The 26,566-nt window shown below is 54.4% G+C and carries 20 protein-coding genes and 1 riboswitch; of the genes, 9 read left to right on the top strand and 11 right to left on the bottom strand.

The genetic code is table 11. The annotated features are described in order from the left end of the window. Positions 1 to 107: 107 nt before the first annotated feature. The 6 genes from glgP to asd all read right to left on the bottom strand — a co-directional run bounded on the left by glgP (position 108) and on the right by asd (position 11,008). Positions 108 to 2,555: a glycogen phosphorylase gene (gene glgP, locus AC07WB_RS01410; RefSeq protein ID WP_097095267.1), complete on the bottom strand. Its 2,448-nt coding sequence runs from the start codon at positions 2,553 to 2,555 to the stop codon at positions 108 to 110. 21 nt (positions 2,556 to 2,576) lie between these two features. Beyond that, complete coding sequence (gene glgA / locus AC07WB_RS01405) at positions 2,577 to 4,010, bottom strand: glycogen synthase GlgA (protein WP_097095268.1); 1,434 nt, start codon at positions 4,008 to 4,010, stop codon at positions 2,577 to 2,579. 63 nt (positions 4,011 to 4,073) lie between these two features. Next, complete coding sequence (glgC, locus tag AC07WB_RS01400; protein WP_097095269.1) at positions 4,074 to 5,366, bottom strand: glucose-1-phosphate adenylyltransferase; 1,293 nt, start codon at positions 5,364 to 5,366, stop codon at positions 4,074 to 4,076. A gap of 10 nt (positions 5,367 to 5,376) precedes the next feature. Next, complete coding sequence (gene glgX, locus AC07WB_RS01395; protein ID WP_494939917.1) at positions 5,377 to 7,356, bottom strand: glycogen debranching protein GlgX; 1,980 nt, start codon at positions 7,354 to 7,356, stop codon at positions 5,377 to 5,379. After that, entirely contained in the window at positions 7,356 to 9,542 is a 2,187-nt protein-coding gene (glgB, locus tag AC07WB_RS01390) for a 1,4-alpha-glucan branching enzyme (protein ID WP_097095271.1), read from the bottom strand. Before glgB ends, glgX begins: the two co-directional genes overlap by 1 nt. Before the next feature lie 356 nt (positions 9,543 to 9,898). Beyond that, positions 9,899 to 11,008: an aspartate-semialdehyde dehydrogenase gene (gene asd / locus AC07WB_RS01385; RefSeq protein WP_494939916.1), complete on the bottom strand. Its 1,110-nt coding sequence runs from the start codon at positions 11,006 to 11,008 to the stop codon at positions 9,899 to 9,901. 221 nt (positions 11,009 to 11,229) lie between these two features. On the opposite strand from asd, the gene AC07WB_RS01380 reads away from it, so the two are divergent. The 3 genes from AC07WB_RS01380 (at position 11,230) to AC07WB_RS01370 (ending at position 12,707) form a co-directional block, all read left to right on the top strand. Beyond that, positions 11,230 to 11,823: a YhgN family NAAT transporter gene (locus AC07WB_RS01380; RefSeq protein WP_345827447.1), complete on the top strand. Its 594-nt coding sequence runs from the start codon at positions 11,230 to 11,232 to the stop codon at positions 11,821 to 11,823. Between the two features lie 312 nt (positions 11,824 to 12,135). After that, a complete protein-coding gene (locus AC07WB_RS01375) occupies positions 12,136 to 12,276 on the top strand; it encodes a hypothetical protein (RefSeq protein ID WP_494939915.1) in 141 nt (46 codons plus the stop codon). Then, positions 12,273 to 12,707 carry a hypothetical protein gene (locus AC07WB_RS01370; RefSeq protein WP_494939914.1) on the top strand — a complete coding sequence of 145 codons (435 nt, stop codon included), beginning with the start codon at positions 12,273 to 12,275 and terminating at the stop codon, positions 12,705 to 12,707. The genes AC07WB_RS01375 and AC07WB_RS01370 overlap by 4 nt, the downstream gene beginning before the upstream one ends. 45 nt (positions 12,708 to 12,752) lie before the next feature. On the opposite strand, the gene panS is transcribed toward AC07WB_RS01370, so the two are convergent. The 4 genes from panS to AC07WB_RS01350 form a co-directional block, all read right to left on the bottom strand. Further along, positions 12,753 to 13,676, bottom strand: coding sequence for a ketopantoate/pantoate/pantothenate transporter PanS (gene panS / locus AC07WB_RS01365; protein ID WP_097095276.1), 924 nt, complete (start codon positions 13,674 to 13,676; stop codon positions 12,753 to 12,755). 174 nt (positions 13,677 to 13,850) lie between these two features. Further along, positions 13,851 to 14,543, bottom strand: a complete 693-nt coding sequence (gene aqpZ / locus AC07WB_RS01360; RefSeq protein ID WP_097095277.1) for an aquaporin Z — start codon at positions 14,541 to 14,543, stop codon at positions 13,851 to 13,853. A 264-nt stretch (positions 14,544 to 14,807) separates the two neighbouring features. Further along, on the bottom strand, positions 14,808 to 16,163 hold the full coding sequence (gene lysC / locus AC07WB_RS01355) for a lysine-sensitive aspartokinase 3 (protein WP_097095278.1): 1,356 nt from the start codon (positions 16,161 to 16,163) through the stop codon (positions 14,808 to 14,810). A 111-nt stretch (positions 16,164 to 16,274) separates the two neighbouring features. Then, positions 16,275 to 16,469, bottom strand: a riboswitch (Lysine riboswitch). Between the two features lie 274 nt (positions 16,470 to 16,743). Further along, positions 16,744 to 16,878 carry a hypothetical protein gene (locus AC07WB_RS01350; RefSeq protein WP_494939913.1) on the bottom strand — a complete coding sequence of 45 codons (135 nt, stop codon included), beginning with the start codon at positions 16,876 to 16,878 and terminating at the stop codon, positions 16,744 to 16,746. Positions 16,879 to 16,967: 89 nt separating this feature from the next. Between AC07WB_RS01350 and pgi the strand changes: the two genes are divergently transcribed. Then, positions 16,968 to 18,614 carry a glucose-6-phosphate isomerase gene (pgi, locus tag AC07WB_RS01345; protein ID WP_494939912.1) on the top strand — a complete coding sequence of 549 codons (1,647 nt, stop codon included), beginning with the start codon at positions 16,968 to 16,970 and terminating at the stop codon, positions 18,612 to 18,614. Between the two features lie 70 nt (positions 18,615 to 18,684). On the opposite strand, the gene AC07WB_RS01340 is transcribed toward pgi, so the two are convergent. Further along, positions 18,685 to 20,832, bottom strand: a complete 2,148-nt coding sequence (locus tag AC07WB_RS01340) for a TonB-dependent receptor family protein (RefSeq protein ID WP_494939911.1) — start codon at positions 20,830 to 20,832, stop codon at positions 18,685 to 18,687. A gap of 206 nt (positions 20,833 to 21,038) precedes the next feature. Here AC07WB_RS01340 and AC07WB_RS01335 point away from each other — a divergent pair, with 206 nt between their 5' ends. The 5 genes from AC07WB_RS01335 to AC07WB_RS01315 all read left to right on the top strand — a co-directional run bounded on the left by AC07WB_RS01335 (position 21,039) and on the right by AC07WB_RS01315 (position 26,547). Further along, positions 21,039 to 22,169, top strand: a complete 1,131-nt coding sequence (locus tag AC07WB_RS01335) for an ABC transporter substrate-binding protein (RefSeq protein WP_494939910.1) — start codon at positions 21,039 to 21,041, stop codon at positions 22,167 to 22,169. 584 nt (positions 22,170 to 22,753) lie between these two features. Next, a complete protein-coding gene (gene yjbE / locus AC07WB_RS01330; RefSeq protein WP_097095282.1) occupies positions 22,754 to 23,002 on the top strand; it encodes an exopolysaccharide production protein YjbE in 249 nt (82 codons plus the stop codon). Between the two features lie 73 nt (positions 23,003 to 23,075). Further along, the gene (locus tag AC07WB_RS01325; RefSeq protein WP_400458188.1) at positions 23,076 to 23,723 is read left to right on the top strand and encodes a YjbF family lipoprotein; all 648 of its coding nucleotides are present in this window, start codon (positions 23,076 to 23,078) and stop codon (positions 23,721 to 23,723) included. Then, a complete protein-coding gene (locus AC07WB_RS01320) occupies positions 23,720 to 24,457 on the top strand; it encodes a capsule biosynthesis GfcC D2 domain-containing protein (protein ID WP_494939909.1) in 738 nt (245 codons plus the stop codon). The genes AC07WB_RS01325 and AC07WB_RS01320 overlap by 4 nt, the downstream gene beginning before the upstream one ends. Then, positions 24,457 to 26,547, top strand: a complete 2,091-nt coding sequence (locus AC07WB_RS01315) for a YjbH domain-containing protein (protein ID WP_097095285.1) — start codon at positions 24,457 to 24,459, stop codon at positions 26,545 to 26,547. Before AC07WB_RS01320 ends, AC07WB_RS01315 begins: the two co-directional genes overlap by 1 nt. Positions 26,548 to 26,566: the final 19 nt, after the last annotated feature.

Here is a 26,566-nt window from a genome sequence, read left to right as displayed (position 1 = left end):
TTAAAATCTGAACGTTTATCGGTCGCCATGAATGGCGACCCTACATTTGTTCAGTGCGGTTTGGTAGGGTCGCCATTTATGGCGACCTGGATTTTGAAATTCCCGCCTTACAACCTCACTGGCGAGATGTGCCAGATCTCATCCGCATACTCCTGAATGGTTCGATCTGACGAGAAGTAGCCCATATTGGCGATATTCAGCGCCGCGCTGCGTTGCCACTTATCCGGCTGACGATAGAGCTTGTCTACTTTGTCCTGCGTATCCACATAGCTACGATAATCCGCTAGCAGCTGATAGTGGTCGCCGAAGTTCACCAGCGCATCAAACAGATTGCGATAGCGACCCGGTTCCTGCGGACTGAACACGCCGCTGGCGATTTGCGTCAGCGCCTGATGCAGCTCAGGATCTTCCTCGTAATACTTACGCGGGTTGTAGCCGTCGGTGCGCAGTTTCTCGACCTGCGGCGTGGTGTTGCCGAAGATAAAGATATTCTCCTTGCCGACATGCTCCAGCATCTCCACATTAGCGCCATCCAGCGTACCGATGGTTAACGCGCCATTCAGCGCAAATTTCATGTTACTGGTGCCCGATGCTTCGGTGCCAGCAGTGGAGATCTGCTCGGAGAGATCCGCCGCAGGGATAATGATCTGCGCCAGACTCACGCCATAGTTCGGGATGAACACCACCTTCAACTTGTTCTTCACCTGCGGATCGTTGTTGATCACGTTGGCGACATCGTTGATCAAGTGGATGATGTGCTTCGCTACGTAATACGCCGACGCCGCTTTACCGGCGAAGATATTCACGCGCGGCACCCATTCAGCGTTGGGATCGGCCTTGATGCGGTTATAGCGCGTAATAACGTGCAGCACGTTCAGTAGCTGACGTTTGTATTCATGGATGCGTTTAATCTGCACATCGAAGAGCGCATGCGGGTCCAGCACAATATCCATATTTTTCGCCACCCAATCCGCCAAGCGCTTTTTGTTGGCGAATTTGGCGTCGGCGATCTGCTCGATAAACGCCGGGTAATCGATTTGTGCCGTTAGCTCGTTGAGCTGGCCGAGATCGGTGCGCCAGTTGCGACCAATCGCTTCATCTAATACATCGGACAGCGGCGGGTTGGCCAGCGCCAGCCAGCGACGCGGCGTCACCCCATTGGTTTTATTGCAGAAACGGCCAGGGAATAAACGCGCGAAATCAGCGAACAGCGATTGCACCATCAAATTGGAGTGCAGTTCCGACACGCCGTTGACCTTGTGGCTTACCACCACCGCCAGCCACGCCATGCGAATGCGCCGACCGTCGTTTTCGTCAATGATCGAGATGCGCGCCATCAGCTCCCAATCATCCGGATAGTATTCCTGGATGGTTTTCAGGAAATAGTCATTAATTTCAAAAATGATGCTGAGATGACGCGGCAGAATTTTGCCGATCATATCCACCGGCCAGGTTTCCAGCGCTTCCGTCATCAAGGTGTGGTTGGTGTAGGAGAACACCTGACAGGTCACTTCAAACGCATCGTCCCAACTGAATTTTTGCTCGTCGATCAGCAGTCGCATCAATTCAGGGATCGCCAACACCGGATGAGTATCATTCAGGTGAATGGCAATTTTATCCGGCAGATTGTCCCAGGTTTCATGCATCTGCCAGTGACGATTGAGAATATCCTGCACCGTTGAAGAGACGAGGAAATACTCCTGGCGCAGACGCAGCTCGCGGCCGGAATAGGTTGAATCATCGGGATAGAGCACGCGCGAGACGTTTTCCGAATGGTTTTTATCTTCCACCGCAGCAAAGTAATCACCCTGGTTAAACTTACCGAGATTGATCTCGTTGCTGGCCTGCGCGCCCCACAAACGCAGCGTGTTGGTGGCATCGGTGTCAAAACCGGGGATGATCTGATCGTAAGCCATCGCGACGATCTCTTCGGTTTCGATCCAGCGCACCCGCGCCCCTTCGTGCTGTAAACGGCCGCCGAAACGCACCTTGTAGCGCGTATTAAAGCGCTGGAATTCCCACGGATTACCATATTCCAGCCAGTAATCCGGTGATTCGCGCTGCTGCCCGTCAACGATATTCTGCTTGAACATGCCGTAATCGTAACGAATACCGTAGCCACGTCCCGGCAAACCCAGCGTGGCGAGCGAATCAAGGAAGCAGGCGGCCAAACGCCCAAGGCCGCCGTTGCCGAGACCGGGATCGTTCTCCTCTTCCATCAGTTCGCTGAGATCCAACCCCATCTCGTCCAGCGCCTGATTGAGATCGTCGTAGATGCCCATCGCCAGCAGCGCGTTACCGAGCGTGCGTCCCATCAGGAACTCCATCGACAGATAATATACCTGCCGCACATCCTGTGAGAGCTGCGCGCGACTGGAGCGCAGCCAGCGTTCCACCATGCGATCACGCACCGCCAGCAGCGCGGCGTTGAGCCACTCATGCTTATTCGCGATCGAGGGATCTTTACCAATAGTAAACATCAGCTTATAGGCGATTGAGTGCTTCAGCGCGTCAACCGTCAGCGTGGGTGAGGCATAGGTGAAAGGTGCATTCATATCAAGTATCCCAATCTCTCATTACAGCAAACGTTGATAAAGATCGCGGTAGGCTTGTGCTGCCACCTGCCAACTAAAATCCATCCCCATCGCCTGCCGCTGAACGTAACGCCAGAGTGCAGGTCGAGACCACAGAACAAATGCGCGCCGAATCGCCCGCAGCAGCGACCAGGCATTACTGTCTTCAAAGGTGAATCCGCTGGCGACACCGTCCGCCAGATTCTCCAGTGAGCTGTCTTGCACCGTATCCGCCAGACCACCGGTGCGACGCACCAGCGGCAGCGTGCCGTATTTCAATCCATACAGCTGGGTTAAGCCGCACGGCTCAAAGCGGCTCGGCACCATAATCACATCCGCGCCGCCAACAATGCGGTGCGAGAAGGCTTCGTGATAACCAATCTGCACGCCAACGCGACCCGGATGCTCCGCAGCCGCCGCGAGGAAACCTTGCTGTAACTCGGCATCTCCCTGACCGAGCAGCACCAGCTGGCCGCCCTGCGCCAGTAGGCCCGGCAGCGCTTCCAGCACCAAATCCAGCCCTTTCTGTTTCGTCAGGCGGCTAATCACGCAGAACACCGGCGCTTTGTCATCCACCTTCAGGCCCATGGCAATCTGCAGCTGGCGTTTGTTCTCGGCTTTGCTCTCCAGCGTTTCGCTGTCGTAGCGCGCGGTGAGCAGCAAATCATGCGCCGGATCCCAAATGCCAGGATCAACACCGTTGAGAATCCCGCTCAGTCTTCCCTCGCGCAGGCGCTGCTCGAGTAACGCTTCCATACCGTAACCAAATTCGGGTCGGGTAATCTCCAGCGCATAAGTCGGGCTGACCGCCGTAATATGATCGGCATAGAACAGTCCCGCCTTGAGGTAGGAGATCTGTCCAAAGAACTCCAGGCCATGCATATCGAAGAAGGCGCGCGGTATCTGAATTTCATCCAAATGACGCGCGGAAAACAGCCCCTGATACGCCAGATTGTGCACGGTGAACACCGTTTTCGCCGGGTGACCGCGCGCAGCAATGTAGGCGCAGGTTAAGCCGGCATGCCAGTCATGTGCGTGCACGATATCGGGCTGCCAGTACATATCTAATCCGCTGGCAATCTCTGCGCCCATCCAGCCCAGCAGGGCAAAGCGCAGGTAGTTATCCACATAGGCAAACTGCGACGTATCGTGATACGGGCTGCCGGGACGTTCATACAGTCCCGGCGCATCAATTAAATAAATGCCAACGCCGTTAAATTGTCCAAAAAGTAAGCGCACCGGTCCAGCAAAAGTTTGCAGCTCCGCCAGGATTTCAGTATCAGGAATCCCTTTACGCAGATCCGGATAGGCGGGAATCAACACCCGCGCATCCGTACCATCGGCTATTTGCGCCTGTGGTAATGCACCGACGACATCAGCCAGTCCGCCGGTTTTCAACAGCGGGAAAAGCTCTGAACAGACATGTAAAACCTGCATCCTGAACCCCTATTGTTATCGCACGCGTTCCACGCGGCAATTTTCTCTATAATCTTTCGTCATCTACTGACCCGCTCTGGCTAATTTGGCCAGCATGGCGCGCGTCACCAGTACGATGCCCTCTTCTGAACGGTAAAAACGACGGCTGTCTTCATCGGGGTTTTCGCCAATGACCATGCCTTCTGGCAGCTCGCAGGCGCGATCAATCACGCAGCGGCGCAGACGACACGATCGGCCAACCACCACATCGGGCAGCAGCACTGCGGAATCAATATTGCAAAACGAGTTCACGCGAATGCGTGGGAACAGCACGGAATTCACCACCACCGAGCCAGAAATGATGCAGCCGCCCGAAACCAGCGAGTTCATCGTCATGCCGTGGCTGCCGGAACGATCCTGCACAAATTTCGCCGGTGGTAGCGGCTCCATATGGGTGCGAATCGGCCAACTATGGTCGTACATATCCAGCTCAGGCGTCACCGAGGCTAGATCGAGGTTGGCGCGCCAGTAGGCTTCCAGCGTGCCGACGTCGCGCCAGTACGGCTCGGCCTTTTCGTCAATCTGCACGCAAGAAAGCGTAAAGGAGTGCGCGTAAGCTTCGCCGCTGGCGACAATTTTTGGCAGCAGATCTTTACCAAAGTCGTGACTGGAATCGGCTACCTGCAGGTCTTCTTCCAGCAGCTGATAAAGGTAATCGGCGTTGAATACGTAAATGCCCATGCTCGCCAGCGCTCGGGTGTCATCCCCCGGCATTGACGGCGGTTTTGGCGGCTTTTCAACAAAATCGATCACGTTGTTTTCGGCATCAACCGCCATCACACCAAACGCCGTGGCTTCGGCCAACGGCACCGGTAAGCACGCGATAGTGCATTTGGCACCGCGATCGACGTGGTCGAGCAGCATGCGCGAGTAGTCCATCTTGTAGATGTGATCCCCGGCGAGAATCACGATGTATTGCGCGTTATAGCGACGAATGATGTCGAGATTTTGCGTCACCGCATCGGCGGTACCGCGGTACCAGTGTTCGGTAGCGGCACGCTGCTGGGCGGGCAGCAGATCGACAAATTCGTTCATCTCTTCGTTGAACAGGGACCAGCCACGTTGGATATGCTGCACCAAAGTATGTGACTGATATTGGGTGATCACGCCGATGCGCCGAATGCCCGAGTTGATGCAGTTGGACAGCGCAAAGTCGATGATGCGGAACTTGCCACCGAAGTGCACGGCAGGTTTGGCGCGTTTCGCGGTGAGATCTTTCAGGCGCGTACCGCGCCCGCCAGCAAGGATCAAGGCAACCGTTTGTGTAGGGAGCTGGCGCGCCAGCATCAGATGATCTGTTCTATCTAATTTCACCATGTCTGACTCCTTATGATTGCTTTTGGAACACGCACACACCGTGTGCGGGACCGTGCCAGACAGTTGTCAGGATGGGGTTATCTTCCCCGGCGAAAGGAGGAATGGCACGCCACTCTCCGTCTGGTAAGGCGATATCATTCACCGATTCCGTGGCGTTTATTGTTATTAACCAGCGGCCGGAGAGCAGGATCTGCATTCTGTGCGTCCCCTGTTCCCACTGCTCTGTTTCCAGTGGTTTGCCGCTGGCGTTGAACCACTGCACGTTGCCATCGCCCTCCTGCCACCAGCCATCCTCGGTCAGCGCAGGAATGCGCTGGCGCAGATGGATTAATGCAGCAGTGAAGTCGACCAGTCCAAAATCATCCTGTTGCCAGTTGAGCCAGGTCAGCGGATTGTCCTGACAATAGGCATTGTTGTTGCCATGCTGGCTGTGACCGCGTTCATCGCCCGCCAGCAGCATCGGCGTGCCCTGTGCCAGCAGCAGCGTCGTCAGCAAGCCATGCACGCTGCGCCGCCGCCGCTCGACAATATCGAAACTGACCTGCAGCCCCTCTTTGCCGTGGTTATGGCTGAAGTTATTACTGCTGCCGTCGCGATTATCTTCGCCGTTGGCCTGATTGTGTTTGTTGTTGAAGCTCACCACGTCGCGCAGCGTGAAGCCGTCGTGGGCGGTAATAAGATTGATGCTGGCGTGCGGCAGACGCGCCTCACGCTGGAAAACGTCGCTGGATGCGGCAAAACGGCGGGCAAAATCTCCGTTATTCAGCTCACCTTGCAGCCAGTAACGGCGCGCCGCGTCGCGAAAATGATCATTCCATTCGGCAAAGTCTGGTGGGAAATTACCCACCTGGTAACCGCCAGGGCCAATATCCCACGGCTCGGCAATTAGCTTCACCTGCGAGAGCAGCGGACACGCTTTGATGGCGGCGAACAGCGGTGCATCCTGACTAAATTCCGGCGTACGGCCTAATACGCTGGCGAGATCAAAACGGAAACCATCGATATGGCAGTTGCGCACCCAATAGCGTAGCGCTTCAAGCACCCATGCCATTACCTGCGGATGGCTGAGATTCAGCGTGTTGCCGCAGCCGGTCCAGTTTTGATACTCACCGTTGCCATCAAGCCAGTAATAGCTGGCGTTATCCACGCCGCGCTGGGAAATCGTCGGTCCGATCTCTTCCAGTTCGGCGGTGTGGTTGAACACCACATCCAGAATCACTTCGATGCCCGCGGCATGCAGCGCTTTTACCGCCTGCTGAAACTCCTGCAGCGGTGATAAGCCGTTTTCACCCGACGCATAGCGCGCATCTACCGCCCATAAAGCGAAGGGGTTGTAGCCCCAATAGTTGCTCAAACCCAAACGGCGCAGGCGCGGCTCGCTGGTGAACTGGGCAATCGGCAACAGTTCCAGCGCGGTAACGCCAAGATGGCGCAGGTAGTTCACCATAGCAGGATGACCTAGCGCCGCATAAGTCCCACGCAGCCTTTCCGGAATTTCCGGATGCTGCTGCGTCAAGCCACGCACGTGCGCTTCATAAATCACCGTATTACCCCACGGCGTGCGCGGTGGCTGGTCACTCTCCCAATTAAAATCCTCGGCAATCACTAATGATTTAGGGGCAACGGCGGCGTTATCCAGCGGATCCGGCTCACGTTCACCGCCATAAACACAAGCCTCGTCCGCCACATCTCCTACTACCGCTTTGGCGCAGGGATCAACCAGCAGCTTGGCAGGATTGAAGCGATGTCCCTGCTGCGGTGCCCACGGACCGTGAACCCGATAACCATAACGCTGGCCGGGCTTGAGCGCGGGAAAATAGCCGTGCCAGATATCACCGCTGCGCGCGGGCAGCGGAAAACGTCGCTCAGCGCCGTGTGCGTCAAACAGGCACAGCTCGACGCGCTCAGCGTGCTGGGAAAACAGCGTGAAATTGACGCCGTGCCCATCGTAATGTGCACCTAACGGTTTCGGCTGCCCCTGCTCCAGCATCAGTCGCTCTCCCGCACCAGCCAGAGGGTTGCCAGCGGCGGCACGGTCAGGCTCAACGACTGCGGTCGACCGTGGCTGTCAATCTCATCGGTATGCACCACGCCGTGGTTACGCGTGTCGCTGCCGTGATAATCGTGCTGGTCGGTATTCATCACTTCACGCCAGCCGCCACGCTGATTGACGCCAAAACGGTAGTGATGACGCACCACGGGGGTGAAGTTACTGATGACGATGATCTCATTGCCGTCGCGATCGCGACGCGCAAAGGCAAAGACCGAATTCTCGTGATCGTCTACCACCAGCCACTCAAACCCTTGTCCATCAAAATCAAGCTGATGCAGCGGCGCATAGTGACGATAGGTATGGTTGAGGTCGCGCACCAGCCGCTGTACGCCGTTGTGCCAGTTGTCTTCCCCCTCCAGCAGATGCCAGTCAAGGCTGGTGTCGTGGTTCCATTCACGGCCTTGCGCAAACTCGTTGCCCATAAATTGCAGCTTCTTGCCGGGGAAACCCCACATCCAACCGTAATAAGCGCGCAGATTAGCGAACTTTTGCCAGGCGTCGCCCGGCATGCGATCGAGGATAGAGCGTTTACCGTGCACCACTTCGTCATGCGATAGCGGCAGCACAAAGTTTTCGGTGTAGTTGTAAAGCATGCCGAAGGTCATCAGGTGGTGATGGTAGCGGCGATGCACCGGATCGAGCTTCATGTAGTCCAGGGTGTCATGCATCCAGCCAAGGTTCCATTTGAACCAGAAGCCAAGCCCGCCGTCTTCCGAGGGACGCGTGACGCCGGGATAATCGGTGGACTCTTCCGCTACCGTCACGCTGCCTGGTGCGGCGCGGCCTAGCGTGCGATTGGTGTGGCGCAGGAAAGAGATCGCTTCGAGGTTTTCCCGTCCACCAAACTGGTTCGGTACCCACTCACCTTCGGCGCGGCTGTAGTCGCGGTAAATCATCGAGGCCACCGCATCCACGCGCAGTCCGTCAATGCCGAAGCGTTCCATCCAGTACAAGGCGTTGCCAGATAAATAGTTGCTGACTTCGCGTCGCCCAAAGTTGTAGATCAGCGTATTCCAGTCCTGATGAAAGCCTTCGCGCGGATCGCTGTGCTCGTAGAGTTCAGTGCCATCGAATTTTGCTAAACCAAAATCATCACTCGGGAAGTGGCCCGGCACCCAATCGAGCAGGACGTTAATCCCTGCATCGTGTGCAGCGGCAATGAAGTGGCGGAACTCATCACGCGTACCGAAGCGGCGCGTTGGCGCGTACATTCCCAACGGCTGATAGCCCCAGCTGCCGTCGAACGGATGTTCGTTAATCGGCATCAGTTCAATGTGAGTGAAACCCATCTCTTTGACGTAGGGAATCAGCTGTTCAGCCAGCTCTTTGTAACTTAACCAGAAGTTATCGTCGGTATGACGCCGCCACGAGCCCAGATGGACTTCATAAATCGAAATCGGCTGATCAAAGGCATTCGCCGCTTTGCGCTGCGGTTGCATCTCGGTTTTCGGCGGCAGGCCACAGATCATCGAAGCCGTTTGTGGGCGCATCTGTGCTTCGAAGGCAAAAGGGTCGGCTTTGATACGCAGCTGGCCTGAATTATCAATAATCTCAAACTTATACAGCTGGCCGTTTACCGCGCCCGGGACGAACAGCTCCCACACGCCCAGTTCCCGGCGGAAGCGCATCGGGTGACGACGGCCGTCCCAGAAGTTGAACTCACCCACGACTGATACCCGACGTGCGTTAGGTGCCCAGACGGCGAAGCGCGTACCGTGCACGCCATCGATAGTGGTGCCGTGCGCGCCCAGGGTTTCGTAAGGGCGCAGGTGCGTACCTTCGCCCAGCAGCCACGCATCCATCTCCTGCAGCAGCGGACCAAAGCGATAAGCATCATCAATCAGGTTTTGCTGACCGTGCCAATTCACCGCCAGCTGGTAGCCAAACAGATTTTTACGGCGCGGGATCACGCCACAGAAGAAGCCACGTGAGTCGAGACATTTAAGTTGGGCGCACTTACGTCCGGTGTTGGTTTCAATCACCCACACATCGGAGGCATCAGGCAGCAGCGCACGCACTTCTAGGCCTTCGGTAGTTTGGTGCATCCCCAGTAACGAGAAGGGATCGGCGTAATTCCCGGCAAAAAGGGCATTGATCGCCTGGCGATCGGGAAGCTCTGACATGACTTTCTTCCTATGATTTTGCGCAGGCGACCCGAGTCGGCAGAATTATCGACTAGGGTGCGCTGCTTTTCATTGAGCCATAGGTACACTGCGAGGACACAACCGTCCGTGGGAAAGATCATCACCGTGTACAACAAACCATTCAGTTCAAAAAACGAAAACAGTTAACAACCGGCACATCTCTGTTAAATCATAGCTTGGGGCTGGCAGAAGCCAGGGAGGAATGCGAAAAATTGTTGTCGGGCGAGCAAAAAGGGGAAGCGGATCACTTGTCTGGCGCAATTTGCATGAATTTTTGCAGCCTGAAGGTCAAAAAAAAGCCGGGAAACCCCGGCCTGTCTGGTTTGCCGCTGCGCTTAGTCAATCAGCAGACGCAGCATGCGACGCAGCGGTTCAGCCGCGCCCCACAGTAACTGATCGCCCACGGTGAAGGCAGAAAGGTATTCAGGCCCCATATTCAGTTTACGCAGGCGGCCAACCGGCGTGGTCAACGTGCCGGTAACGGCGGCAGGCGTCAGTTCGCGCATGGTGATTTCGCGATCGTTTGGCACCACTTTGACCCACTCGTTATGCGAAGCCAGCAGCTGTTCTATTTCACTCAGCGGCAGGTCTTTTTTCAGCTTCAGGGTAAATGCCTGGCTGTGGCAGCGCAGCGCACCAACGCGCACGCACAGGCCATCAACCGGAATCACACTGCTGGTGCGCAGGATTTTGTTGGTTTCCGCCTGGCCTTTCCACTCTTCGCGGCTCTGGCCGTTGTCCAGCTGTTTGTCGATCCATGGAATCAGGCTGCCCGCCAGCGGTACGCCAAAGTTGTCGGTTGGCAAGGTACCAGAGCGCGTGAAATCAGTAACGCTACGCTCGATATCCAGAATCGCGGAAGCCGGATCCTGCAGTGATTTCGCTACGTGATCATGCAGCATGCCCATTTGGGTCAGCAGTTCACGCATATGACGCGCACCGCCACCGGACGCCGCCTGATAAGTCGCAACCGATGCCCACTCCACCAGATCGTTGGCAAACAGTCCGCCGAGTGACATCAGCATCAGACTCACGGTGCAGTTGCCGCCGACGAAGGTTTTAATGCCGTTATCAAGGCCTTGACGAATCACATTGTGGTTCACCGGATCGAGAATGATGATGGCGTCATCCTTCATGCGCAGCGTGGAAGCCGCATCAATCCAGTAGCCCTGCCAGCCGCTTTCACGCAGCTTCGGGTAGACTTCACTGGTGTAATCGCCGCCCTGGCAGGTGATAATGATATCCAGCGCCTTCAGCGCCTCGATATCGAAAGCATCCTGCAGCGCACCGGTCGACTTAGTGCCGAACGCCGGTGCCGCCTGACCAAGCTGTGACGTGGAGAAGAAGACCGGATTGATGACGTCAAAATCGCGTTCTTCGCTCATGCGTGACATCAGCACTGAGCCGACCATGCCACGCCAACCAATAAAACCTACATTCTTCATTTTCTGTCCGTCTCGGGCGCTTCTGGAGAGGCCCTATGTGGTGCGAGGAAAAGACCGGCCGAACGATCGCGCCCGTCTGCGTAATAATCAGGTTTACCTATGACCGTCAACTCTACAAAATGCAGCACTTCTGGCAAGTGAATTAATTCGATTGCGCTAACTTTTTCAGCAGTACAACTAATAATGGCCCCCGGCCAAATCGATAGGATGGTTTACCTGACATGACTGAAATGATATCCGCGACCATATTGCTGCTGTTGATTATGGACCCGCTGGGCAACCTGCCGATCTTTATGTCGGTATTAAAGCACCTCGAACCCAAGCGCCGCCGGGTGGTGCTGATGCGCGAAATGCTGATCGCGCTCATCCTGATGCTGCTGTTTTTATTCGCGGGTGAACGCATCCTGGCGTTTCTGAATCTGCGCACCGAAACCGTGTCGATTTCCGGCGGCATCATTCTGTTCCTGATCGCCATCCGCATGATTTTCCCTTCTGGCGAAAGCAGCACCAGCGGATTACCGGCCGGTGAAGAGCCGTTCCTGGTGCCGTTGGCGATCCCGCTGGTGGCCGGCCCGTCGCTGCTGGCAACACTGATGTTGTTATCGCATCAGTATCCCCATCAGATGACACATCTGGTGGGCGCGCTGCTGATTGCATGGGGCGTGACGGTGGTGATTTTGCTGATGTCTGGCCTGTTTTTACGTCTGCTGGGCGATAAAGGCGTTAACGCGCTGGAACGTCTGATGGGATTAATATTGATTATGCTGGCAACGCAGATGTTTCTTGATGGGATTCGTACTTACCTGAAGTTGTAATTATCTTCAGGAGAAGCACGATATGAATATCATCATGCCGCTCAGTTAGGCGCCGCATTGAATCACTGCACATTCTGTAGCGGCGCGATTTATCGCGCAATGAATTGCGCCGCTACAATATGTGCGCTCGGTTATTGGGGGGGTTCTTAACTGACAAGCATCACGATATGAATATCAGCGTTTAACTTCGAATATTGGCTTAAGAATTGTAGGATGTAACTATAAGCAGTTACTTAAAGTTGTACTCTCTCATTAAGGCATCACACTTCTTTCAAAAAAATGGGTATATTTTCTGAACACCAGGAGGACGCCATGTTAAATAATATCGATTCTTACAAAGCGACAGGAATATTTATCATCATTGAAAGGCTTTATAATCTTGACGTGCCAATATCTTTCTCGACACTTCCCGCTAGCGCTCATCCTATGTCAACGCCAAAAGATGGGTTATGAGAGCTTTCTGCTTACCATTAGTATTTGCTGCACTTGCTTTGCTTTATGGTTTCTATTCTTGTCATCAAATTCTGGATTTTTACCTTATCGGATTCGATGGCATAACATCTGACATTAGCGTTATCTTCACTGCACCACTCTATGCTGCATTATTCTGTTTGTTTTATCAAAGCGCAGCATATCGATTATTCAATAGAGTAGTTAAATTCAGCACTTATAAAGAATGTATATTTCAGATTGCGTTTCAGATAACAAACACATTCACTTTATTAATTACAGGATGGCTGATTGCATGGAAAAAATCTGCTGAGCTAGTCACCCAATCTAAATTAGTAAGCATTGAAAGCATGGATATCATGTTAATTTACATCATATCCAGCGCCTTATCTTTTGCTTTATTTATCAGAATCCGAAAAAGAATGGCTGATTAAATGGTAAAGCACAGGGGTGCGGCTATGGCACCCCATAAAATTTAATCACGGCTTTTTCTTATCTACCGGCTTACCTGACCAGTAACCGGCCAGCAGCGAACCGGAGAGGTTGTGCCACACCGAGAACAGCGCGCCCGGCAGTGCTGCCAGCGGTGAGAAGTAGAGTTTGCCCAGCGTCGCCGCCAGACCGGAGTTTTGCATACCCACTTCCAGCGCCAGCGTGCGGCAGGTCGATTCATCGAAGCCGAACAGTTTGCCGCCCCAGTAACCGCCTAGCAGACCAATCGCGTTGTGCAGAATCACCGCCGCAATCACCATTAAGCCGACCGAACCGATAAAGCTTTGGCTGCCTGCCACTACCGCACTGATAATAAGCAGAATACACACCATGGAGAATGCCGGCAGATAAGGCTCTACGCGGCGCACCACGCTATTCATCGAGTGGTGGATAATCAAGCCAAGGCTGATAGGGATCACCACGATTTTCACAATACTAAGCAGCATGCCGACGACATCCACCTGAATGTGCGTATCGACATAGAGGCGCGTCAGCAGCGGCGTAGCGAATACGCCAACCAGCGCCGACACCGACGAGATGGTCACCGACAGTGCCACATCCCCCTTGGCCAGATAGATCATCACGTTAGATGCGGTGCCGCTCGCCACGCTACCGACCAGAATCATGCCTGCCGCCAGATCGGGTGGCATCTGGAACAGTTTCGCCAGTCCCCACGCGGCCAGCGGCATCACCAGGTAGTGCAGGAAAGTCCCGGCAATCACCGGCGCCGGGCGTACCAGCACGCGTTTGAAATCATCAATATTGAGCGTTACGCCCATGCCGAACATAATCAGCATCAGTAGATAGGTGACCCACGGACCAATGCCAAGAAAGGTGGATGGTGAATAATAAGCCGCAACCGAGAGCAGCACGGCCCAGAGCGGGAACAGGCGAGTAAGTTTGCCGAGCATAACCAGACTTCCTTAGGAATTATTTTATTATTGCCACAGATGAAATGTCGCGCAGGGAACGACCACAGCGACGGAGGCAGGATCATAACATTTCATTATCATGACGTAAGGCGGGAAGACGCCTGTGGGGACAAATGCGGATCGGCTGCTGCCGATCCGTGGAATACGGCGAAATTACTCTGCTTTTTCCAGCAAAAAGCGGTAGATCACACCACCAATCGCGGCACCAATAATCGGTAACACCCAGAACATCCACAGCTGCTCCAATGCCCAACCCCCCTGGAAGATGGCAACACCGGTACTGCGCGCCGGATTGACGGAGGTGTTGGTGACGGGGATGCTCACCAGATGGATCAGCGTTAACGCCAGACCGATAGCAATTGGCGCAAAACCTGCCGGAGCATATTTATCGGTCGCCCCCATGATCACAACCAGGAACACTGCCGTCAGAACCAACTCGCTGATCATGCCCGCCTGCAGGCTAAAGCCACCCGGTGAGTGTTCACCGTAACCGTTGGATGCGAAGCCGCTAGCAGCCGCATCGAAACCCGCTTTACCACTGGCGATCAGATACAACACGCCTGCCGCCGCAATCGCGCCGACCAATTGTGCAATAATATAAGGCACAACCTGAGCCGCCGGGAAACGTCCGCCAGCGGTTAAACCAATCGTCACCGCCGGGTTAAAATGGCCACCTGAGATATGGCCAACGGCAAACGCCATCACTAAAACCGTTAAACCAAACGCCAGCGCGACACCCGCAAAACCAATGCCCAATTCTGGAAACGCTGCAGCCAACACCGCGCTACCACAACCACCCAAAACCAACACAAATGTGCCGAGACTTTCTGCCACGAGCCTTTTCATATCTATTCCCTCAAATAATTTAATGTTTTCGCGGCGGGATTATCGTTTCAGGCGATTAAAGCACAACCGCTGAATGAGAGATTAGTGTGATTTTTAGGCAATTCCAGTGAAAACAAGAAGGGTCTCAGGCGCTTAGCCGGGATTTTTCAGAAATGTCTGGCTCGAAAGCGACGCTACCGCTAGGCTTAAATTATTGTTTAAAAAAATTTACCAATAAAAAAGCCGGACCATGTCCGGCTTGATTTTTACTGCTAAAAATTTGCCTTAGGAACCAAAAAGATTCTTATGCAGTGCGCGTACCACCTCTTCTGCATCTGGCGTTGGCACCAGGAAGCACAGGTTGTAGCTGCTGGCACCGTAGCAAATCATGCGTAAATTAAACGGCTCCAGAGCGCCGAAGACCTCTTTGCCCACGCCACAGGCTTTCGACAGGTTATTGCCGATGATCGCCACCAGCGCCAGATTCTCTTCCACTTCCACACGACACAGCGAAGAGAGTTCAGTCAGCAGCGCCTGCGTCAGCAAGCTGTCACCGGTGGTGGTGGAGCCGGTGCTATCCAGCGTTAGCGCCACGCTCACTTCGGAGGTAGTAACCAGATCGACAGAGATGCTGTGGCGCGCCAGGATGTTGAACACTTCGGCGAGGAAGCCGTGGGCATGCAGCATATTCAGGCTATGCAGCGTCACCAGCGTTTGCTTACGACGCAGCGCCAGTGCCCGGAACAGCGGTGGATTTTTGGTTTCGTTGCACACGCGCGTACCGCCGGCGGCCGGATCTTTGCTCGAACCGACAAACACCGGGATATCGCTGCGCACGGCTGGCAGCAGCGTGGCAGGATGCAGCACTTTGGCGCCAAAAATCGCCATTTCAGCGGCTTCTTCGAAGGTAATTTCTTCGATACGTTTTGCCGTTGGCACCACGCGAGGATCGGTGGTGTAGATGCCCGCAACGTCAGTCCAGATATCGATACGCGCCGCCTGCAGCGCTTCGCCTAACAGCGCGGCGGTGTAGTCGCTACCGCCACGGCCCAGCGTGGTGGTACGGCCTTTAATTTCGCTGCCGATAAAGCCTTGTGTCACCACCAGCGCTTCAGCAATACGTGGCTGCAGCTGCGCCGCCGCCAGCTCTTTCACCGTAGCCACTTCCGGTTCCGCGCGGCCAAAACGGTCGCTGGTGCGCATCACTTTACGCACGTCGAACCATTCGCTGTTTACCTGACGCTCGCGCAGGATCTCCACGAACAGCAGCGTCGACATCAGCTCACCGTGGCTGACCAGCTCATCGGTCAGCGCGTGCGAAGTCGCCAGCGACGTGGCCTCAGATAGCATGGTGATATTTTCCAGCATGCGATCGATTTCGTCGCGAATCACATCCGGTGACTGCAGGCGATCGATGATGGCGTACTGAATACGGCGGATTTCATCCAGCAGGTACGCGCGCTGCGCTTGTTCCTGGCCTTCAGCAAGAGAAACCAGCAGGTTGGTGACGCCAGCGGAAGCAGAGAGCACCACTAAGCGAGTATTGGCATTTGACAGCACGACATCCGCGCTGCGGTTCATAGCATCAAAATCGGCAACGCTGGTGCCGCCAAATTTAGCCACGATCAGATGTTGAGACATGTAACGAACCCCGTGTCAGGTTATCTTTCTTCCGTTTTTGGGGCGGAAGACATAGTAGCAGCCTAGGCACAAGAGAAGAGCAGAATTGGGCAGACAAGATCAGAAGACAAGTCACCCAGAAGCGCTTCACCTTGCGAAGCGTCCGACTGTGGACGATTCTGGTGACAACCCAGAGGATTCAGCCCCTGCAGCCGACAGTGCAACACCCCGCGTGTTGCCCCACCTCGGCGTCACACCCCCTGATGTGTTATCTGCGGATACGGATCCTCAAACACACTGCCTGGGCGACGCGCCTCTTCTGGCTTACACCCGGAGGTGTAAGTAGCGCGCATAAAGTACTGATTAATTGTTCTGCTGTCCATACCCTTCATACGTCAAGTTTCAGGTGCGTTGGCTGCGTCTCTTCATCTCAGTCACTTACTTCAGTAAGCTCTTGAGATGAATACACTTGCCGCCTTCCTGAAACTCGAATTATTTTGGCTAAGTTATTTCAGGTTGAAGATTTGCTCACCTTTACACTTCGGTAAACGCATCGTTGAACAAACGTGATGACCGACACCGACCTAAAGTAGAGTCCGAATCAGACAAATGCGGCTTTTTGCTGACGCGGCACAGGGAAATTTCCTGGCGTTCCGCTGACAATCGCCGCCGGATTTACCTGAAACACTGCGGCCACGGTCACAAATTTTTTCCCTTCGGTGGTAACTGTGGTCATACTCAACCCCGTGCAAGAATGCTAAGGATGCCGGGCCAGCAGGATGCCCCGGATGGAATGACGGTTCTTATTTCAACTAGAGTGTTGCCATGAAAAATATCAATCCGACACAAACCGCAGCCTGGAAAGCGCTGCAGCAGCATTTTGAACAGATGAAATCGGTGCAAATTGCCGACCTGTTTGCGCAAGATGCCGATCGTTTTGCGAAATTCTCTGCCACTTTCGATGACCAGATGCTGGTGGATTTCTCAAAAAACCGCATCACCGAGGAAACCCTCGAAAAATTACAGGCGCTGGCTAAAGAGACCGATCTGGCAGGCGCCATTAAATCGATGTTCTCTGGCGAGAAGATCAACCGCACCGAAGAGCGCGCGGTACTGCACATAGCGCTGCGTAACCGCAGCAACACGCCGATTGTGGTCGATGGCAAAGACGTGATGCCGGAAGTCAACGCGGTGCTGGCGAAGATGAAAGGCTTCTCGGAGCGCATCATCAGCGGCGAATGGAAAGGCTATACCGGTAAAGCGATCACCGACGTGGTTAACATTGGTATCGGTGGTTCCGACCTCGGCCCCTTCATGGTGACCGAAGCGCTGCGTCCGTACAAAAATCACCTCAACATGCACTTTGTTTCCAACGTCGATGGCACACACATCGCCGAAACGTTGAAAGATCTCAGCCCGGAAACCACGCTGTTCCTCGTCGCCTCCAAAACCTTCACCACCCAGGAAACCATGACCAACGCCCACAGCGCGCGTGACTGGTTCCTGAAAACCGCAGGCGACCAACAGCACGTGGCGAAGCACTTTGCCGCGCTGTCGACCAATGGCAAAGCGGTCGGTGAGTTCGGTATTGATACCGACAACATGTTCGAGTTCTGGGATTGGGTAGGTGGCCGCTATTCACTGTGGTCAGCCATCGGTCTGTCGATCATTCTGTCTATTGGCTTCGAGAACTTCGAGCAGCTGCTGAGCGGCGCGCATGCTATGGACAAACACTTCGCCAACACGCCTGCCGAGCAGAATCTGCCGGTGCTGCTGGCGCTGATTGGTATCTGGTACAACAACTTCTTCGGTGCAGAAACCGAAGCCATTCTGCCGTACGACCAATATATGCACCGCTTTGCTGCCTACTTCCAGCAGGGCAACATGGAGTCCAACGGTAAATACGTCGATCGTGAAGGCAATCCAGTGGATTACCAGACGGGTCCAATCATCTGGGGCGAGCCGGGCACCAACGGTCAGCATGCGTTTTACCAGCTGATTCATCAGGGCACCAAACTGATTCCGTGCGACTTCATTGCCCCGGCGCTGAGCCACAACGTGTTGGCCGATCATCATCCAAAACTGCTATCGAACTTCTTCGCGCAGACCGAAGCGCTGGCGTTTGGTAAGTCGCGTGATGTGGTAGAGAAAGAGTACACCGATGCCGGTAAATCGGCCGAATCCGTGGCGCACATCGTGCCATTCAAGGTGTTCCAGGGCAACCGTCCAACCAACTCCATCCTGCTGCGTGAAATTACGCCGTTTAGCCTCGGAGCGCTGATCGCGCTGTACGAGCACAAGATCTTCACCCAGGGCGCGATTCTCAACATCTTCACCTTTGACCAATGGGGCGTTGAGTTGGGTAAACAGCTGGCAAACCGCATTCTGCCAGAGCTGGAGAATGACGCGAAAATCAGTAGCCACGACAGCTCGACCAATGGCCTGATCAACCGTTACAAATCCTGGCGTTAAGTTCATCGGGGCAATCCCATCGCCAGTAACAAGCCGTCATCGCAGGATGACGGCTTTTTTATGTGCTGAATTAGAACTTTACCGACGCCTGCACGAAGTATGTACGCGGTTCACCCACATACTTGCCGTAGTTGTTATCGGTGGATCGGGTGAAGTAGCGCTGGTCAAACAGGTTTTTCACCCCGGCCCCCAGCGTCAGATTTGACCACGCTGGGCCGAAGTCATACTCGCCGCGCGCGTTCCACACCATCCAGCCCGGAATATCACCATACTGACCATCAGGCGTCTCTTCGGTAATGTATCCATTGCCGGCGTCTGCAGAACCCGGCGAACGCTGGCCAGACTGGGCGAAACCGTCTAAGTTCCATACCCAATTTCCGGTCTGATAACGGGAACCCACGGTAAATACCTGGCGCGAGTAAAACGGCAGATCTTTACCGGCAAACTCCCCTTTCTGCGCCGTGGCTTTGGTGTACGTGTAGGTGGTGTAGAGGCTCATCCCTTCCAGCGCGGGTGCCCACTCGCTCAAATCGTAGTTCAGCGCCAGCTCAATCCCTTCATGCCGCGTGGCACCCAGCGTGGTCCAGCCAATGGTATTGTTGATGTACTGCAGCTGGTTGTTGAAATCGATGTAGAACGCCGTCAGCTCAGCTTTCACCACGGTATCGTCGTAACGCGTTCCCACTTCATAGGTATAGGCTTTTTCCGGCTCAAGACCGGGTGCAGGCTGGCCGCCACTGCCACCGCGCGTCAGCTGGAAGTATTGCAGGCTACCAAAGGAGGTATTGGCGTTGGCGAACAGTTTCCATGAATCACTCAGGTGATACATCACATTCAGCGACGGCAGAGGTTCGCTGTATGACTTGTTGCGGTCAATATTGGCAAAACCATCTGAGACGTGAGTTTTGATATTTTCGTAACGCACACCCGGCGTGATTGTCCAGTTGCCGACGTTTACCGCGTCATCGATATACACCGCATGAGCTTCAGAACCGCCTGACGAATGCTGGTAATAATTTTCTTTAGCATCCGGCGCAGAAAAGGTGGTGTCAGGATCGTACCACCCTGAGCGATAGCCCTTTTCATCAGAGGTTTCATTTAGATAGCGGTAACCTACCGTGACTTCATGCGCCATATCCCAGATGCGGAACATCCGGGAATAACTCGGCTCTACCGCCCAGGTCGTATAATGGCGCGGTGCGGCAGCCAGACGACTTTTACCCAGATTCACACCGGTGCCAATGCCGCTTTGAATATCACTGGTACGGAAACTTTTGGTGAAGTAAGTCAGCACTTCAAGCTGGCTATCCTCTTCCTGATGGCGATATTTGAATGACATATCCTGACGGCGGCCTTCAAATTGATCGTAGCGACGCACCGACTGGAACGGATTGGCCTTGTACTGCGCTGCCGTTAAACCACCCGGCATCCCCGCTGACGCGTTGTAGTAGTGGAAGTTGGCAGTTAGCTGATCTTTATCCGTGAAGTCATAGCGAGTCTTCAGCATGAAATCATCGATATCGGTATTGTCATTGTTGGCGCGATAGCCCTGGCCGTGCAGTCCGGAGTAGAGCAACTCCGCGCCGAAACCGTTATCGGCGGTACCGCCGATGGAAGCACTGGTAAGCGTTTTCAATCCGCCATGTTCTGCGCCTTCGGTCTGCGTGCTGACGCCACCGCCGAAGGTTTTCGGGATCTCTTTGGAGACGAAGTTAATCACCCCGCCCACGTTTTGCGGCCCGTAGCGTACCGCGGTGCCACCGCGAATCACGTCAATCGACTGAATATTGCCCATCGACAGAGGCGCCATCGACAGCTGCGGTTGGCCGTACGGTGCAGCGGCCAGAGGCACGCCATCCATCATAATGGTGGAGCGCGGAGAGAGGCGTGAGGTCAAACCACGTACGCCGACGTTCAGCGACACGTCACTGCCGCCCGTACCGTTGTTTTCCTGTACCTGCACGCCGGGAATGCCGCGCAAAGCTTCGGAAACTGTTTCAGCCCCTTTCTCTTTCACCTGCTGACTGGAAACAATGGTTCGCGCGCCGGGATGGTCAAGCACCACGCTGTCTGGATCAGCATTGTCGAGCCAGTTGCCCACCACGGTTAAGTTGTCGGTACGATCGGCGGTTGTAGAAGTTGATGTTTCTGCAGCATGGGTGGGTAATGCGAAGGCGATAGCGCTCGCAAGCAGCGAATAGTGATAACCCTTTAACATTTATTAAATCAATCCCCAATAAGACAACTGTTTTTGTTTTAAAAAAGAAACAAGAATATGAATAATAACCATTATCAATTATAAAGTAAGGCAAGTTGATGCGTAAACGCTCTTTTGTTTATGCGCCACGCTTTTTATGGCTGTAACCTTGATATGAAAGGGTTAACAGCCCAGTTTCCGTTCCACTTTTTACAGGTTGATTGACCATGCGATTCCCCCTCATTCGCGCGCTGCTGGCGAGCCTGCTGCTTACTGCTGCAGCATGCGTCGCGGCCGATCCCATTACTGTCACAGACATTGCCGGCCGCCAGGTGACGCTAGCGCATCCGGCGCAGCGCGTGATATTGGCTGATGCCCGGGCGCTACAGGCGCTGCAAATCGTGCATCCTGACGATCCCTTCAAAAATTTGATTGCCTGGGATAACACGCTTAAAACCAAAGCGCCGGATCTCTATGCGCTCTACCTGCAACGCTTTCCGCAGCTGAGCAAGCTGCCGATGCTGGAGAATGCTTACCTGAGTGATTTCAGCGTTGAACGCACGGTGCAGATGCGTCCTGATCTGATCATTTTTGATTTCGGGGTGCTGGAGAAGCTGAAGCAGAGTCGTGTATTGGATCAGCTGGAGAAGATTGGCGTTCCGGTGGTGTTCATCGATTTTCGCCTGCGCCCATTAAGCAACAGCGTGCCGAGCATTCGCCTGCTGGGCAAAGTGCTGGGCGATGAACAGCATGCGGAAGCCTGGAGTCAGTTTTACCAACAGCGTCTGAGCCTGATCCGCGATCGCACAGCATCCCTCACCGCCCAACAGCGTCCGCTGGTGTTTATTGAGCGTCATGCGGGCATGACCGGCGACGAGTGTTGTTTCACCTATGGCAAAGGCAGCTTTGGCGAATTTATTGAAACGGCGGGCGGGAAGAATGTGGGCAGCGATCTGTTCTCGGGCAAAAATGGCACCATCGGCCTTGAGCAGCTGATTACCAGCCAACCGGGCAAATACCTGATGACCGGCGCAGACTGGAGCGATAACTATAAACAGAGTATCGGCGTGCCGCTCGGTTATACCGCTGACCTTAAGCTCGCTCAGCAACGCCTTGATCATTTGCTGAATCGCAACGGTCTCAACGTGCTGAAGGCGGTGAAACAGCGCGATGTGATGGTAATTTATCATCAGTTCTATGACAGTCCGCTCAATATCCTGGCAGTAGAAGCCATGGCGAAATTCCTGCATCCGCAGCTATTCACCGACCTCAACCCTCAGGCAGATCTGGAGACGGTTCATCGCGACTTCCTTAAAATGCCTTATTCCGGGTTATTTTGGCTAACGGCGACGCCTTGATATTTCCTGCCACATCAGATCCACAGATAGATTAATTCATCCCTGCTTGTTGGGATGAATTTTACCGCAGCAAAGCCATGACCCCGGCAATATTCCCTTCACTATGACGTTTAACTCCCTAATACCCCTGACAACGCCGTTATTTACCCATCACGTCACAGTTAGATTATTCTTAAAGTGACCTAAGGATAATCGGATCTTTTCAAGATAATTCCGAATAGCGCTCACTAAAAAATGGATCTATTTATCGAGAATTTAAATCTATCCATATGATTGATTTATGATTTTTATTTATCCTGCTTCAGGAAAATCTGATTATTCCTATTCCGTACCAATAGTTAATGCAAAAGTGAAAAATCCTGCCTCACTTCGCACAACCCATTAATTATTCCACACCTGCAAAAAAGTGCATTTAAAAAAAGCATCTAACGCCAATTCGCCGTATTTATCACCAGAAACATCACTGTTTGTTACCCTCTTTTACTCAGACTGAACTCTGGTAATTTGTTGCCCTATACTGAACGCGCCCGAAATCTGGGTACATCCTACATTCATTCATTTATATAAATGCAGGAAACGTTGTTATGAAAAAACTGATGGTTGCCGGTGCAGCCTTACTTTACGTTGCCGTCTCTTCCTCTGCGATTGCCGCACCGGAAGAAGCTGGTGCTGCAGCGGGCGCGCAGGCGGGAGCAATCTCTGCCGGTGCGTCTACCGCTGTGGGTATCGGCGCGCTCGGTGCGTTAGTGGGCCTCGGCATTGCTGCTTCTGGCGGCGGTGACGGCGCAAATACCGGTACAACAACAACCACCACAACGAGCACCACTCGTTGATGTAGCACCTTTAAACATAACCACACAGTCGTGTGGTTATTTTTTGTTTGGCTTATTTAGACAGGGATACACAGTGCGCCGACTCTCTTTGCTACTACTTTGCCTGTTATTGCAGGCCTGCACGCAAACGCAAAAAGGCCTCGAACAAACCGTAATGCTGGCCGTAAAGGGGCCGGATGATGTCACGGTCACTGACGAACAGGTCAATAACCTGCCCTACGCCAGCCTTTATGCCCGCATTAATGATGGCCCACGTATCTTCGTGGTGCTGGGTTACAACGAAAACGGTCAGCAGAAATGGGTGACTCAGGATAAAGCCATGCTGGTGATGCAGCATGGTCGTTTGGTGAAAACCCTGGGATTACCGAGCAACCTTACGGATGTCAGTAATCTGGCGCAGGATCCGCTTGCCGATGCGCTGCACCTGCAAAACGGTGCTGACTGGACGCGCGTGGTGCAGTGGCGCGAACAGGAAAAAGTCCGTGCCGCAACGGCCACCTCCACCTTCCAGCGCGGTGACGATACCGTTCTGGACATAGCCGGTGAGCGCGTGCCCTGCCGCGTCTGGCATGAAACCGTGCGCATGGAAAGCCTGGGCGCGGAGTGGCAGAACACCTTCTGGATCGATAACCGCGATGGCACGGTGCTGCAGGCCAATCAGATGCTGGCCGCCGACGCCTTCCCTGTTGAAACCACTATTCTGAAGCCGGCGAAATCATGAAAAAAATAACTCCAATGCTGGCAGCGTTGATGCTGCTAACGGCTGGCCATGCGCTGGCCGCGGCTCACGTCACCGTGCACGATGTGCAGGGTAAAAACGCACTGCAAATCGATGATGCGCAAGACCTCTCTCAATTACTGACAAATCCTGCACTGCGCAGTTGGTGGCCGGGTACGGTGATTGCCGAACGCGGCGCAACCGCCGTGGCTCAACAACAGCAGCAACAGCTGCTGGTCGATCTGCGCGCCTGGCAAGCCGACAGCGGTGAGTCGCTGGCCGCCACTATTGGCGCAGTCATCCGCCAGCTCAATGACGTAAAAGTCACTGGCCGCCAGTTCACTTCGCTCGATCCCGATGAAGTGCGCCTGCGTCCGCAGGCTAACCGCACGCTGCAGGGCAGCTATGACCTTTACACGCTGGCGCAGCCCACGCAGGTGCTGGTGCTCGGTGCGCTGAGCAATCCCGGTAAAGAGAGCTGGCAGCCCGGCCGTGAGGTGCGTGATTATCTCGACGGTCACGAACGCCTGTCCGGCGCGGAGCGCAGTTTTGCCACGGTGATTGCGCCGTCCGGCAGCACGCAGCAAGTGCCCATCGCTTACTGGAATCATCGCCACGTTGAAGTGGAGCCCGGCACTATTATCTGGCTCGGTTTCACCTCATGGAGCCTGCCCTGGGGCCAAAGCGATTTGAATACGCGCATGCTTTCCGTTCTGACTCACCGGATACCAGACTGATGAAAAAACAATTACTTCTCAGCCTGTTGGCTGCTTCCGTTGCCGCTGCCTGCCAGGTGCATGCGGAAACCTGGCCTGAACCGGTCGGTCCTTCGCAATCGGATTTCGGCGGCGTGGGCCTGATGCAAACGCCAACGGCGCGTATGGCGAAAGAGGGTGAATTTAGCGTTAACTTCCGCGATAACGATCAATATCGTTACTATTCGGCCTCACTGCAGCTGTTCCCGTGGCTGGAAACCACCGTGCGTTATACCGACGTGCGGACGCGCCGCTACAGTGCGGTAGAGGGTTTCAGCGGTAACCAAAGCTATAAAGACAAAGCCTTCGATGTGAAGCTCCGGCTGTGGCAGGAGAGCTACTGGCTGCCCGAAGTGGCGGTTGGCTCGCGCGATTTAGGCGGCACCGGCCTGTTCGACAGCGAATATCTGGTCGCCAGCAAAGCGTGGGGCCCGTTTGATTTCACCTTAGGCCTGGGCTGGGGCTATCTCGGCAATAGCGGCACCATCAAAAATCCGTTCTGTTCCTACAGCGACAGTTTCTGTAGCCGCACCGGCGGTGGTGAAGCGGGTTCGATTAACGGTTCGCAGATGTTCCATGGCCCGTCGGCGCTGTTCGGCGGCGTGGAGTATCAGACGCCGTGGCAGCCGCTGCGCCTCAAAGTGGAATACGAAGGCAACAACTATCAGGATGATTTTGCTGGCCGTCTGGATCAGCGCAGCAAGGTTAACGTCGGCGCGATTTATCGCATCACCGATTGGGCCGACATCAACGCCAGCTACGAGCGCGGCAACACCTTTATGTTCGGCTTTACCCTGCGCACCAACTTCAACGATCTGCATCAGTCGCACATTGATAGCGAGAAACCGGCCTACAACCCGCAGCCGCAGGGCGACCTGCTGCAACCAACGGTGGTGGCGAATCAGCTGACGGATCTGAAGTACAACGCTGGGCTGAACGGCCCGCATATTCAGACCAAAGGCAGCACGCTGTACGTTTCCGGCGAACAAACCAAATATCGCGACACGCGCGAAGGCGTCGATCGCGCCAATCGCATCATCATGAATAACCTGCCAGCCGGTATCGATACCATCGATGTCACCGAGTCGCGCTTCAATATGCCGCAGGTCAGCACGCGCACCAACGTCGCCAGCCTGCACAACGAGCTGGCCGGTTATCCGCTGGGACACGAGCAGCCGCTGCAGCAGACGCGTGATAATCCGGTCGATCCCGGCACCACTGAGCAAGGCTTCTTTATCCGCAAAGAGCGCCTGAACTACAGTTTGTCGCCGGTGCTGAATCAGTCGGTGGGCGGACCGGAAAGCTTCTATATGTATCAGGTTGGCGTGATGGCCAACGCCGATTACTGGCTCACCGATCACCTGCTGGTGGGCGGCAGCCTGTTCGGCAACGTCGCGAATAACTACAACAAATTTAACTACAACGGCGCACCTGCGGATTCCACGCTGCCGCGCGTGCGCACCCACATTCGCGATTATGTTGAAAACAACGTTTACGTCAACGATCTGCAAGCCAACTACATGCATTCGCTCGGCAATGGTTTCTATGGTCAGGTTTACGGCGGTTATCTGGAAACCATGTACGGCGGCGTCGGTGGCGAAGTGTTGTATCGTCCGATTGATAGCAACTGGGCATTCGGGGTTGATGCCAACTACGTGAAGCAGCGTGATTGGGACAACATGATGCAGTTCACCGATTACAAAGCGCCAACCGGACACTTCACCACCTACTGGCGTCCGTGGTTTATGCAGGATGTCTTGGTGAAAGCCAGCGTCGGGCAATATCTGGCAAAAGATAAAGGTGTGACGCTGGATGTGTCGAAGCGCTTCGACAGCGGCGTGATGGTTGGCTTCTACGCCACCAAAACCAACGTGTCGGCAGAAGCGTATGGTGAAGGCGACTTTACCAAAGGCTTCTACATTTCGGTGCCGATGGATCTGTTTACCGTGACGCCAACCCGTGGCCGTGCACAGGTGAATTGGGTGCCGCTGACGCGCGATGGCGGCCAGATGCTGGGCCGTAAGTACCAGCTGTACGATCTGACGTCAGATCGCGATGCGCGGTTTAACTGATTGATTATTTTCATTAATT

It is taken from the genome of Pantoea sp. GW821-FHT03E06 (assembly GCF_059420725.1).
Note: the sequence above shows the minus strand (reverse complement) of the source record. Positions and strands in the feature narration are given on the sequence as shown.